10 protein-coding genes are annotated in these 14082 nt (G+C 38.5%); 6 read left to right on the top strand and 4 right to left on the bottom strand.

Annotated features, from left to right (window positions below):
• Positions 1-27 precede the first annotated feature (27 nt).
• Positions 28-360 carry a tetratricopeptide repeat protein gene (locus AC07UV_RS14405; RefSeq protein WP_282252893.1) on the top strand — a complete coding sequence of 111 codons (333 nt, stop codon included), beginning with the start codon at positions 28-30 and terminating at the stop codon, positions 358-360.
• Between the two features lie 85 nt (positions 361-445).
• Positions 446-865, top strand: coding sequence for a copper resistance protein NlpE (locus AC07UV_RS14400; protein WP_282252895.1), 420 nt, complete (start codon positions 446-448; stop codon positions 863-865).
• 82 nt (positions 866-947) lie between these two features.
• Here AC07UV_RS14400 and AC07UV_RS14395 read toward each other — a convergent pair whose 3' ends face one another.
• The 4 genes from AC07UV_RS14395 to rsmI form a co-directional block, all read right to left on the bottom strand.
• Positions 948-2084, bottom strand: coding sequence for a cysteine desulfurase family protein (locus tag AC07UV_RS14395; RefSeq protein WP_495184257.1), 1137 nt, complete (start codon positions 2082-2084; stop codon positions 948-950).
• Between the two features lie 319 nt (positions 2085-2403).
• On the bottom strand, positions 2404-4026 hold the full coding sequence (lnt, locus tag AC07UV_RS14390) for an apolipoprotein N-acyltransferase (RefSeq protein ID WP_495184256.1): 1623 nt from the start codon (positions 4024-4026) through the stop codon (positions 2404-2406).
• Between the two features lie 15 nt (positions 4027-4041).
• A complete protein-coding gene (locus AC07UV_RS14385; RefSeq protein ID WP_495184255.1) occupies positions 4042-4767 on the bottom strand; it encodes a PH domain-containing protein in 726 nt (241 codons plus the stop codon).
• 36 nt (positions 4768-4803) lie between these two features.
• Positions 4804-5469, bottom strand: coding sequence for a 16S rRNA (cytidine(1402)-2'-O)-methyltransferase (rsmI, locus tag AC07UV_RS14380; protein WP_223580529.1), 666 nt, complete (start codon positions 5467-5469; stop codon positions 4804-4806).
• 91 nt (positions 5470-5560) lie between these two features.
• Here rsmI and AC07UV_RS14375 point away from each other — a divergent pair, with 91 nt between their 5' ends.
• The 4 genes from AC07UV_RS14375 to AC07UV_RS14360 all read left to right on the top strand — a co-directional run bounded on the left by AC07UV_RS14375 (position 5561) and on the right by AC07UV_RS14360 (position 13709).
• Entirely contained in the window at positions 5561-6634 is a 1074-nt protein-coding gene (locus AC07UV_RS14375; RefSeq protein ID WP_495184254.1) for a class I fructose-bisphosphate aldolase, read from the top strand.
• Positions 6635-7083: 449 nt separating this feature from the next.
• Positions 7084-8355, top strand: a complete 1272-nt coding sequence (gene serS, locus AC07UV_RS14370; protein WP_495184253.1) for a serine--tRNA ligase — start codon at positions 7084-7086, stop codon at positions 8353-8355.
• Positions 8356-9004: 649 nt separating this feature from the next.
• On the top strand, positions 9005-12235 hold the full coding sequence (locus tag AC07UV_RS14365; RefSeq protein WP_282252902.1) for a SusC/RagA family TonB-linked outer membrane protein: 3231 nt from the start codon (positions 9005-9007) through the stop codon (positions 12233-12235).
• A 13-nt stretch (positions 12236-12248) separates the two neighbouring features.
• Positions 12249-13709: a SusD/RagB family nutrient-binding outer membrane lipoprotein gene (locus AC07UV_RS14360; protein ID WP_495184252.1), complete on the top strand. Its 1461-nt coding sequence runs from the start codon at positions 12249-12251 to the stop codon at positions 13707-13709.
• Positions 13710-14082 lie beyond the last annotated feature (373 nt).

Here is a 14082-nt window from a genome sequence, read left to right as displayed (position 1 = left end):
TTTAGTTAAATTTGAAATAAAAAAGATATGTCAACACGATTGGATCAACTCAACGAATTTTTGAAAGAGAGCCCCGAAGATCCTTTTTTAAAATATGCTATTGCTGCCGAGTATCTGAAGCTGAATGACGAGCAGGAAGCTCTGTCCAGATTTGAAAAGCTGATAGAAAACCATCCCGATTATGTGGGAACATATTATCATCTGGGAAAATTATATGAAAAACTGGACAAACAGGAACCTGCAATTACAACATATAAAAATGGAATTGAAATAGCCCGCAAAAGCCGTAATTTCCATGCATTGGGAGAGTTACAGGGAGCTTTGTCATTTTTAGTAGAGGATGACGATGATGATTTTTAATCCATTCTAAATTTTTGGTATCTAATTTGTTATGAATTTTAAGGGTGTAACTATTAGATGCTGATTTTTTTGAATTTGGAATGAGATGAAAAGGTTTATTTGGACAGTGGGATTGTTGGTAATGATTGTATTGGGGGGATGTGATAATCCCAAACAGAGTGTGGCTGCCTATAAAGATAATTTGCAAGAATTAAAGGGAAGGGACAGAGCAGAAGTTGTGATCGGAGAATATAAAGGGGTGATGCCCTGTGCCGACTGCGATGGCATAGAAACATTGATATCATTACACAAAGACAACTCCTATAAATATTCGTCCAAATATCTCAATAAAAGTGATGATGTTTTTGTGCGTGAAGGAAAATGGAAATTGGATGGAAACATTATTACACTGGACGGCGTTGATTACAAATTCAAATTAGGCAACCATTTCTTAAGCCAGTTGGATCTATCGGGTAATGATATTACAGGGGATATCTCCAAATACTATGTGCTGACGAAAAACTGAAATTTATTGAACGATATAATACCTATATAGAAAAAAACCGAAGAGAATTCTCTTCGGTTTTTTTTGTTTAGTAGACTTATTGCTATTTATTTTTTGTACAAAGTTCTTTTAAGGTTGATACAACAAAATCCACTTCTTCTTTTGTGTTGTTTTTGCAAAAGGAGAATCTGACCGATGGACGGTCTGAATTTGTTTTAATAGCCCCTAGTACATGTGATCCAATATCGGTTCCTGAACTACAGGCGCTTCCTCCGGAACAGGATATGCCCGAAATGTCAAGATTGAATAGCAACATGTCAGCAAGATCACTGCAAGGGAAGGATACGTTTAGTACCGTATATAGCGATTTATTAGGCTCGATAACACCATTGAAATCAATATCTGGAATCGCTTTTTGCAGCTCTTCAATCATATGCGATTTAAGCGATTGGATATAGGCTTGATGTTCTTCCATATGTTCATAGGCAAGTTCTAAAGCTTTGGCTAGTCCCGCTATACCATAAACGTTCTCAGTTCCGCCACGCATATTCCGCTCCTGAGCTCCACCATAAATCAATGGTTTGATTTTATTATTTGCATTGATATAGAGAAAACCTACACCTTTTGGTCCGTGAAACTTGTGCGCTGCACCTGTAATGAAATCAATTTTAAGATGACCTAGATCATGCGGGTAATGGCCCATGGTCTGTACGGTATCGGAGTGGAATATCGCATTGTATTGTTGGCATAATTCCGATATACGTTGGATATCATTCAGGTTGCCAATTTCATTATTGGCGTGCATAATGGAAACAAAGGTACGGGGATTGCTACTTAAGAGCTCCTCCAGTTGATTCAGGTCCAGATTCCCCTTGTTGTCCACATGAAGCAGATCAAGATGAACTTTTCCCTGTTTCTCAAGCTCCTCCAAAGTATGTAGAACGGCATGGTGCTCTATCGGTGAGGTAATTGCATGTGTGATACCGAAGTCCGTGATCGAACGTACGATCGCCATATTATCGGCTTCGGTTCCACCCGAAGTAAAGAAAATTTCTGCCGGAGATACATGGAGTAGGTTGGCGATTGTTTTCCGTGCTTTTTCTACGATTGTTTTTACTTGTCTTCCGTGACTGTGGATAGAAGATGGATTTCCAAAATTGTTATCCATGACATCTACCATTACTTTTATAACTTCAGGATCTAAGGCTGTAGTCGCAGCATTGTCAAAATATACTTGCATGATGCAAAATTACAAATCTCAAAAGTAAATCAATTGCATTAAATGACTTATTTTCATCATAATTTAGTCGTTTTTTTCTATTGGAGGGCTGAATAAGGATGGAGAGCTTTTCGATTGAAATCAGAAGGCCAAAAAAAAGTAAAAGTGGATTCGTAGCGAATCGGATATTTGATATGGAATAGCAAGGGAATGTGGAGGGAGATAGGGACAAACTGCTTGTCCAGAGATTAAAGTGAACCCCAAAAGCTTTTATTTAACTTTTGGGGTTCACATCACCTATAACAAAACATCTATTTGAGTAGAGGAACTAGCTGTATTTTTATAGTAACCTTGGATGGCGTTTGCGTACGATTATGATAAGAAATCCAGCTAGCGCGATCGCTAGACCTAGATAGGCAGCGATATCGCCGACTTTGGTGTATGTTGTGATCTCTTCGTTCAGATTGATTTCCTGATTCAACGCTGCGGGTTCCCACCATTTTGTCTGCTGTATAATATCACCCCGTTGATTGATAAAACCGGAGATTCCAGTATTTGCAGACCGGGCGACCCAGCGCCGATTTTCGATGGCCCTTAATTTTGCATATTGCAAATGTTGGTCTTTTCCGGAAGTATTGCCCCACCAGCCATCATTGGTGATGATCGCAATAAACTGTGCTCCTTTTTTAACATATTTTGCCACATAATCCCCCCAGATAGATTCATAGCAGATAACGGGAGCCGCACCAATACCGCTTTGTGCATAGAAAACCGAAGGTTCCGCTTGCTTTCCATAGCCACCTGTTGTACCTCCAAATGCTTTAAAAAGCGGTTTCAAAAAATTCATGGCAGCACCAAAGGGCATCTGTTCTACACCAGGAACCAATTTAGATTTATGGTAAAATTGCAGCTTGGATGAGTAATCGATCAATGTTGCTGCGTTAAAGTTGTCCTGGTAAATATTTGGGGCAATTTCACGTGCAGTTGCTGTCTTTGCATAATTGTATAATTGATAACTTTCGATGCCCGATAAGATATTACCATTTTTGTATTGATCCAAAAATTTTAGAATCCGTTGATAGGAATACGTTTCACGCAGGTTTTCTTCATCAAAATCACCATTTTGGGAAAGGGCAGTTTCAGGCCAGATAAAAAATTCCGTATTTGGTTTGGCTACTGAACTTGATAGTGAAAACAAGGTGTTTAATTGCTCCTCAGGGCTAAGCTGAAACTTGATGTAAGGGTTCACATTTGGTTGCACCACCACCACCTGGGCTGGGTTTTGGTGCTCCTCGTAATTGAAGTAGCGAACCAGTGAATAGACCGTTGGAACGAATAAGACCAGCGCTAGACAAAGGATGGGAACTATGCTATTTTTAAGTTGGTAGATACCTTTTCGATTGAGGTAGAGCATAAATGCTAAAATATTGACCAACCAGATCCATATTGATCCCCCGTATACACCGGTGATGTCGTACCATTGAATCAATTGATGAAAATTAGCAAAGCCATTGCCTAAAGTCATCCACGGAAATGCAAGATCCCAAGTAGCATGAAGAAATTCATAACTGATCCAAAATCCCATTAATCCAAAAAGGGATAACAGTAGTGAAGTTTTACGTCTTAATCGATAGTACAAGGTGAACGCTAAGGCCATTAATGCAGCGCCCAGACAGAAGGGGATCAAACTGATCAAAATCGCTGCAAAAGGAGGCATAACTGCAGAGATGGAATTGTATACCCAATAAATGGATGCGGTATTCCAAATGACTGCCGTCAGACCTGCCGTTAGAAAGATCTTTTTACCTTTCTTTTTAATTGTATCATTACGGATGATATTTTCCAGCGCAATCAATAAGGGTAAAAACCCGGTAAAAAGCAATACGCTGGAATAGGGGATGGGAGGCCAACCCAACCACAATAAAAAGGCACTTAAAAGTGCCAATAAATAGTTGTTCTTCACAATATCCACTTATTTTTATAAACTGGATAAAACTTCTCTTTTCTTTTGTTCATATTCATCTTGTGTGATGAGTTGCTTGTCAAAGAGTGTCTTTAGTTTTTTTAGCTTTAAGGTAATTTCATCCTCCTCTTCTTCGATAGTTGGAGTCACAGGAGCGGAAATAGGTGCCGCAGGTGGAACCACTGGTGCCGAGAAAACAGGTTGTGCTACTGGCGCAGGAGTGGTAACGACCGGTGCTGCTGTTGAAACTGGTACTGGAGTCGGCTGATTGTCTTCAGGCTTCTCAACGAGAACCTCCCGAGGGCTGCTCGGGGCGATTATGATCTTTTCCTTTTCAGCAGCTAGCTCTGCTTTTTTATAATTTTCAAGAGCAGCTTTAATATATTGGTAGAGTTTTCTGGCTTGAACTTTTGGAATATAGTCAATACTTAAGTTTTCTCCAGTAAAAGGAATGACGGTGACCTTTGAACCAAAGATCTCTTCTTTGAAGGCAATATCTTTAATATCCTGCCATCCGAAAATTTCAAAATCAGTCGCTAAGCCCAATTTGGTGAATTCACACATAAAAATGCGCTTATTACTAATGGTGATACTGTCCGGTAAAATTGTCACCGCAGGTTTTTTCTGTACCGCGATATAATCTATTTTTTCTCCTGGAGTAAGCATGTCCTGGACTTTAGTAATCAATTTTTCAATGATTTTTATATCCTGTCCATCTTGTGCAAATTGTTCCATGTTCATGTCAAATACGTTTTATTAATCAAAGATTGTCAAAATTTATTCCAATCCACCTACACAAAATACAAATTCTCCTTTAATTGGATTGTTTTCAAAGTGTAATTTTAAATCAGTTAATGTTCCGCGGACATTTTCCTCGTATAACTTGCTCAATTCCCTCGAAATCGAAGCTTGTCTCTCTGCACCGAAAACAGTAATAAACTCTTCGATTGTCTTGAGGATGCGGTGTGGTGATTCGTAGAAAATCATTGTTCTCTTTTCTTCAGCTAAAGCCTTGAGACGAGTTTGGCGTCCCTTTTTAACAGGAAGGAATCCTTCAAAACAGAAACGGTCATTTGGTAAACCTGAGTTTACAAGTGCCGGTACGAAAGCGGTGGCACCGGGTAGACATTGTACCTCCAACCCTTCTTTAAGAGCAGCCCGTACCAATAGAAAACCGGGATCAGAGATCGCTGGTGTCCCCGCATCTGAAATGAGGGCAATTTTTTGGCCTTCTTTCAGAAACTTTATGATTTCGGAAACCGCTTTGTGCTCATTATGTTGATGATGTGCAAATACCTTTTTATCGATGCCAAAATGCTTTAAAAGGGGAGCACTTGTTCTTGTATCCTCTGCTAAGATGATGTCTACTTCTTTCAGAATATTGACTGCACGAAAGGTCATGTCCTCCAGATTGCCAATAGGTGTTGGAACTAAATATAACATGGTCAAAGTTAAGTTTTTTTTACTATATAATATGTGCTAAAACATTCTGTCTATTTTGGAGTTATTTTCTATATAAATGCAATAATAAATTATGCAAAACATTGAAAAAATACAGGCACATCTAGGTGCAGAATCAGATTATCTATTAGCGTTTGACAAACCAGCAGTTTCCAAAACGATGCTCCATCTTCCCGAAACTACTTTTATTGATCAGGTATATGGTGCCAGTGATCGCACGCCGCAGGTATTGCGTAGCCTGGGACAACTTTTCGGAACCGGGCGGCTTGCCGATACTGGGTATCTGTCCATATTGCCGGTAGATCAGGGGATCGAACACAGTGCAGGTGCTTCTTTTGCTCCCAATCCCCAATATTTTGATCCGGAGAATATCGTGAAATTAGCATTGGAAGGAAACTGTAATGCCGTAGCCTCGACTTTTGGCGTTTTAGGGGCAGTATCACGAAAATATGCGCACAAGATTCCTTTTCTGGTCAAAATCAATCACAACGAATTGTTGACCTATCCCAACCGTGCTGACCAAATTCTGTACGGAACGATACGCGAAGCCTGGAACATGGGAGCGGTAGCAGTTGGAGCGACCATTTATTTCGGTTCGGAAGAATCCGATCGTCAGATTATCGAAGTAGCAAAGGCATTTGAAGAAGCACATTCACTTGGTATGGCTACGGTATTGTGGTGCTATTTGCGAAATTCAGCATTTAAAACAGGAGATAAAGATTATCATTTAGCTGCGGATCTAACAGGACAGGCCAACCATCTCGGCGTAACCATAAAGGCAGATATTATTAAACAAAAACTTCCGGAATTGAATGGTGGTTTTAAGGCGCTGAATATAGGTAAAAGTAGCTATGGTAAATTAGATGAACGGATGTATACGCAGTTATCATCGGATCATCCGATTGATCTTTGTCGCTATCAGGTACTCAATTGTTTCGCTGGTAGGGCAGGACTGATCAATTCGGGCGGAGCATCGGGACAAAACGATATACAGGAAGCTGTAAAAACCGCTGTGATCAATAAAAGAGCTGGCGGGACAGGCTTGATATCCGGTCGGAAAGCTTTTCAAAAACCGATGAACGAAGGGGTAGAATTGCTACATGCAATCCAAGATGTCTATTTATGTAAAGAAGTTACGATTGCTTAAATCCGCTTTAATATCAGGGCGTTGACAAAAGATCTTTATTGCCAATTCATTTAGAGGAAAAAATATCGCATGGAATGTTCTTTGGAAAACTGTTTTTCTGGAGGACGTTTTTTATATTAATCGGACCGGAATGAAAAATAGGTGAAGAATACCTCTTTCATCCTTATTGAGTGTCTCACTACCTGATGATAAAAGTGTGTTAATTCTGATCGCTGATTAAATCATCCGGGGATGTCACGAGCTATCAACAACAGCAGGGGTATCTTCTGAACAGGGCCGAGTTTTTCCATTGAATCGACATGTGTATCATGCATAAAGGTGGTAAGGAACCTCTCTAGCGAAAGGAGCATGAAAGCGCCACAAACAGGCATTACTGAATAAATTTGCTTGTATATGCAGGCAAATTTATCTAAGTTTGTTCACTATTTTTAAATAATACATTTATAATTATGTTGCAATTGAATTATATCCGTGAAAACAGGGATACGGTTATCGAAAGATTGGCTGTCAAGCATTTCAAGGAAATTGGATTGGTCGACGAAATCATCAGTTTAGATGAAGACCGCCGTAAGATCCAAGCGGAATCGGACGCACTTTCGGGCGAAGCTAATGCGGCAGCAAAACAGATTGGAGATCTGATGCGCCAAGGAAAAAAAGAAGAAGCTGAAGCCATTAAATCGCAATCCTCCGGATATAAAGAGCAGGTGAAGCAACTATTGGATAAATTGAGCGCTATCGAAATCGAGTTGAATGATAAGATCGTACAATTGCCTAATTTACCACATCAATCTGTTCCCGTTGGTGTAAGCGCTGATGATAATGAAGTCGTTTTAACGAATGGGGAGATTCCAGTTTTATCAGAAGACGCGTTGCCACATTGGGAATTATTAAACAAATATGATATTGTGGATCTGGAGCTCGGTGTAAAAGTTGCGGGAGCCGGATTTCCAATTTATAAAGGTAAGGGAGCAAAATTGCAACGTGCATTGATCAATTTCTTTTTGGATCAGGCAGCTGAGCAAGGATATGAAGAAGTACAGGTGCCGATCTTGGTGAATGAAGACTCTGCGTTTGCTACAGGACAATTGCCGGATAAGGAAGGGCAGATGTATTATGTCAACAATGACAATCTATACTTGATCCCTACGGCAGAGGTTCCGGTAACCAATATTTACAGAGATGTAATCGTTAAGGAAGCGCAGTTCCCGATTAAGCATTGTGCCTATACACCATGTTTCCGTCGCGAAGCAGGTTCTTATGGCGCTCATGTACGCGGTTTGAACCGTCTACACCAATTTGATAAAGTTGAAGCTGTACAGATTGTTCATCCGGAAAAATCGTATGCAGTGTTGGAAGAAATGAGCCTGTATGTACAAGGTCTGCTTAAAAAATTGGAACTACCTTATCGCGTATTGCGTTTATGTGGTGGTGATATGAGTTTTACTGCTGCATTGACTTATGATATGGAGGTGTATAGTTCAGCCCAAAAACGCTGGTTGGAGGTTTCTTCCGTATCTAATTTTGAAACATATCAAGCCAACCGCCTGAAAGTACGTTTCAAAAATTCCGAAGGAAAAATGCAATTAGCTCACACATTAAATGGGTCAGCTTTAGCCTTACCACGTATAGTTGCGGCTATTTTAGAGAATAATCAAACGGATAAAGGCATTCGGATACCTGCTGTTTTGGTACCTTATACCAAATTCGAATATATTGATTAATGTATGTAATTAAATAATAAATTCCTGTTTCAGGATTTATATTGAAAAGGGACTCTACCTGAACAGGTAAAGTCCCTTTTTTTTGGAATAACTCGATTTAAAACAATTTTAGAATCATTATAAATTACGCCTTTTTTTAAATACTAAAAATACAGAAACGTTTATGTTAATATTTTCTTACTACATTGTTAATGTTTTGTTAAATATAGTTGATTCCGTATAAAATTCTGTTTTGAATTTGTTTGTAGAGTTTTTATTCTAAAATGAATCTCCTGTTTGAATTTGTAATATACTACTGTCTTTGTTGCAGTATTTTTTGTTTTTGCGAGCGAATGTTAAAAAACTTGTAAAAGCAACTTTGGCTTTATATATTTGGAACCGCTAATAAAAATCGCACTAACTATTATATACTGTAAATGCTGAAAAGAGCAAATTTTACAGCTGAGTATTTTCAACGGATTGACTCTACATCTACCTAGGGTTGACTTTTTCAATAATATTTTCAACTGTTACCACTTGAATGGCGATATGCTGTTTTGCTTATTGCGATTTATTGTCTAAGCAATGTCTGTTTAGACAGTTATGTTAACGGATATAATTTATATCAATATAAAGGACTAGAAAAATAATAAAATTAACTAACTAAAACATGAAACAAACATTACTAAGTTTTCTTGTTGGAGGAATGATCCTGACTTCGGTCGCATTCGCACAAGAAAAAAAGATTAGTGGTCGTGTTACATCTGCTGATGGTAAAGCAATACCTGGGGTGACAGTGGTTGTACAAGGAACTAATCAAGCGACACAAACAGATGCAAGTGGTAATTATTCATTGAATGTACCTGCGGGCAAAGTTGTTGTCTTCCGTTCAGTTGGTTTTGATGATAAAACCATTATTGTTAACAACAACAGTACCGTTTTCAATGTTTCCATGGAGAACCATGACAATGCATTGGAAGAGGTCGTTGTGACTGCAAATGCAATCAAAAGAGAAAAACGCTCTTTAGGATATTCAGCACCAACAATCAAGAGTGATGAATTGACGGAAGGACGTAATTCCAGTGCAATTAACTCGTTAGCAGGTAAGGTTGCGGGGGTGAACATTACATCCACATCAAATTCACCGGGTAGCTCTTCTCGCGTAGTATTGCGTGGAGGTTCATCTATTTCAGGTAACAACCAAGCTTTGATTGTTGTTGATGGTACACCTATCGATAATACAAGCAAAATGGGTGGAGCAAGCGATTTAGCGAGTGTTGATTTTGGTAACCGTGGTAATGATATTAATCCAGATGATATCGCTTCTGTAACTGTTCTTAAGGGACCTGCAGCAGCGGCCTTATATGGATCAAGAGCTTCCAATGGTGCGTTGATCATCACAACAAAAAGTGGTAAAAAGGGCTCGAAAAACGAAATCACTTTTAGCTCTACGAATACACTATCATCTATTTTGAAATTACCTGAATTTCAAAATCAATATGGACAAGGTTCATCAGGTTATAATAAAGCGGGGGATCTCATTTACTCAAATGATCCAAAAGAAAACTGGTCATGGGGTGCTCCATTTACTGGTGAAATTCAAGAATGGGGACAAGCTGTAAACGGTGTTCGTCAGAAAAAAGCGTATTCTGCTGTGAAGGACAACGTACGCGATTTCTTTGATCTTGGTATTGCTTCTGACAACAACTTAAGCTTTTCTGGTGGTTCGGATAAATCGACCTTTTATTTAGGATTAAACGCTTTGAATTCGAATGGTGTATATCCAGGTAAAAAAGATAACTACAATAAATATGGGGTTAGATTCAATGGGACAACAGAATTTTCCAATAAATTTAGCGCTGGTATCGCTGTAAATTATAGTCGAATCAATAGTAACAATGTTGGTGGTGGACAAGGTGGTGGTTCTGTTTACAATAACTTATTGCAAACACCGAGAGATATCGATGTTGTTGGCTTGAAAGATTTATCTAATCCTTATAACGGTTATGGTTATACGGATGAAAATGGTGTCGCTCATAATGATGTTTATGGGTATTATGGTGCTTATACTATGAATCCATACTGGGTGTTGGAAAACTATAATAATTTCAATGATGTGAACCGTATTATGGGGAACTTCAATGTGAATTATAAACCGACAGAATGGTTGACTTTTCAAGAGCGTATTGGTTTGGATAATTACAGTGATCGTAGACGTTCGGAATCCCCTAAGTATAGCTTCTTACCAATAGACAACACTTCAGGTAATTATTCTGAAGGAAATATTCAAACAGATCCAGGACAATATCGTATTGACCAATTTAATGTAAATGAGATTGTTCATGATTTCATGGCGACGGCCAAACATACTTTCAATGAAGATTGGGAAGCGTCGTTCATGTTGGGTAATAATATTCGTCAGCGTAAAACAACTTCAAATAGCACTGCGACAAATTCAAGCGGTGGACTTGTTGTTCCGGGATGGTATAACCTTGCGAACTCCAATGGTCCATTAGATCTGATCGAAGATACTTGGACAAACCGTCGTTTAGTGGGAGTTTACGGTGATTTGAACGTTTCTTATAAAAACATAGCTTATTTACAAGCTACAGCACGTAACGATTGGTCTTCCACTTTGCCTAAGAAAAATAATTCATTCTTTTATCCAAGTGTAAGTGGGTCATTTGTTGCATCGGAATTGTTCTCGCCTGAGTTGAAGAGTAAGTTTAGTTACGCGAAAATTCGTGCTAACTGGGCGCAAGTAGGTTCGGATACAGATCCATATCAATTGATTTCAACGTTCTCTAGAAGTGCAATTGCTGGCGGTTTTGGTTCAACATCTTTTCCATTCGGTAACGTATCTGCGCTAATGTCAGGTAATACCATTGGGAATTTAAACTTGAAACCTGAAATCACGACTTCGTTCGAAGTGGGTACAGAATTGGGCTTCTTTAACAACCGCTTATCTGCTGATTTTACTTATTACAAAAACAATTCGAAAAATCAAATTTTGAGTATTCCTATTCCGCTTTCAACAGGTTACGGACTTAGTTTGGTAAATGCTGGTAAAGTTCAAAATAGTGGCGTGGAATTGACTTTGAGAGGAACACCTGTGAAAACAGAAAACTTGACATGGGAATTGTTTGGAACATTCACAAAAAACAACAGTAAAGTTGTTGAATTGATGGACGGTGTACAACAGGTGTCAGTTGGTGGGTTCTCTGGAATGAGTATCGTTGCTGCAGTAGGTCGCCCATACGGTGAGTTTTATGGAGTTACAAATGCTACCGATGCACAAGGTCGTACGATTGTGGATCAGAAAACAGGATTGCCAATAGCTTCTTCTAAGCCAGAATATTTAGGTACCTATAATCCAGATTTCCAAGCTTCTTTGGGTACAAGTTTGAGTTATAAAAACTGGTCGATGAGTGCCTTGTTCGATACCAAACAAGGTGGTGTGTTCTATTCTAGAACAAAGGATATTATGGGATTTGTTGGTACCTCAGCTGAATCAGGAGGCGATCGTATCGGCCAGATTTTCCCGAATTCAGTTTATCTAGATGCGGCAGGAAATTCTGTTGTTAACACGACAGCAACATATGATAAAATAGATTACTATCCAAACATGGAAGCAGGGGTTAATGTTGTAGACGCGACTTATGTTAAATTGCGTAATCTTACATTTACTTATAAGTTCTCTAAAGATATGTTGAAAAATACACCATTTGGAGCTGCTTCAATCGGTGTGTTTGGAAATAACCTATTTATTTGGACACCAAGCGAAAATAAATACGCTGATCCAGAGGTGAATTCATCAGGTGCTGGTAATGCACAAGGTTTTGACTTTACAGCTCAGCCTTCATTACGTAATTATGGTATCAATGTTAAAGTTTCATTTTAATAGCAAGTAAAGTATGAAAACTATAAATTTAAAAAATGCTAAGAAGCTTTTAGTTTTAGCTTTAGTTGGCACACTAGGGTTGACTAGTTGTAATAAATTTTTGGATGTGAATGAAAATCCGAACAATCCAGAAACAGCTACGCCTAGTTTATTATTACCTACAGTGGAAGCTGCTATCAGTCAAGTCGTAGGTAACAGTTTTCAGGTATATGGTAATATCTGGGGACAATATTGGACACAAAACCCTACTTCCTCTCAATACCGTTCTATCGACAGATATCAAGTATTGAATACAGCAATGGATAGATCATGGTTGATTTTGTATCGTAGCGCATTGAATAATGCTGAACTAATCATCAATTCAAATGAGGCTGCCAATGACAATTATAAAGGTATTGCCTACTTATTGAAGGCTTATACCTTTCAAGTAGCAACAGATGCTTTTGGAGATATTCCATTGTCAGAAGCATTGAAGGCAAATGGAAATCTTAATCCTAAATACGAAGCTCAAGCAGTTGTTTACGATTCTATTTTCAACTACATTGATAAAGGTTTGGCTTTGTTAGCAACACCACAGGCGGTACCTGTCTCAACTCAAGATATGATCTTCAACGGTGATTTGGATAAATGGAAAGCTTTTGCAAATACCTTGAAGTTGAGAGCATATTTACGTATTTCAAATGTTGATGCGAGCAAAGCTGCAGCTAGTATTAAGGCACTTTATGCAAAAAATGCAGCCTTCTTAGATCAGGATGCTTCAATAACTTACACAACAACTGGTGGTAACGAAAATCCGTTTTATAACGAGATGGTCGGATTGGGTAAAACTCAAAATGTTGTGGCAAGTGGAACGGTGATTCAGGCATTTGTGAAAAACAATGACCCGAGAAGATTCTCTTTTTATAATAAGTTAAGCGGACAAGATACGATCGCATTTATTCTTCAAGGTGATTTTAATGCAAATTCAGCAAAATTAGTTTCTTCTCCTTCACCTCTTGTTGGTGGCCGCGCAGTGGATCCTACATCAGCAACAGCGCCAGTAAAATTATTCTCGGCTGCTGAAAGTAAATTTTTGCAAGCTGAAGCTGTGGTAAAAGGTTGGGGTACAGGTGATGCAAAAGCATTATTTGAATCTGGTATTACAACAAGCTTTACAGCTACGGCAAACGCTAGTGACGCTGCTAAATATATCGCAGAAGCTCCGGATGCGAAATTTACAGGTGATACCGAAGCAAAATTGAAAGCGATTATCACACAAAAATATTATGCAATGTGTGGTTTCCAAGGTTTTGAATCATGGACTGAGTGGAGAAGAACTGGTTATCCAACTTTCTTTACAACTTCTATCGCTTCTACTTTAGGAGAAGGCAGAATGCCATTACGGATGCCTTATGCAAACAGTGAGGCTACTTCAAATACAAATTACCCTGGTAATGTTGTAATCTATACGCCAGTATGGTGGGATGTGAAATAATCCATTATTAGGTTATATACTTTAAGAGCGGCAATTTCGAAAGAAATTGCCGCTCTTGTTTTTAGAAAAAGTTGTAAATAAGACGTATTGCTATTGAAGTGTTAACAACGCTAATCCATATAACTGAATGTAAGGAGAATATTATTTTAAATGAGGTAAGATACGTTGATTATTTATTTTGACATATCAGCAGTTTCTGTCCGACAAAAGAACGATTTTATCTTATCTTTTATCGGAAAATTTTCCCTATTGAAAATCGATTGAAAGGATCTTTCCAAATGGTTAGCTACTATAAAGATACCAATTTTATTAAATCTCTTGGATAGGGTCATTATAGTGAATCTTTTTCCTAACTGATCTATTAATATAGGAA

It is taken from the genome of Sphingobacterium sp. GW821-FHT03E03 (genome assembly GCF_059420745.1).
The sequence above is the reverse complement of the archived record's forward strand: the minus strand, read 5'-3'. Positions and strand labels throughout refer to the sequence as shown.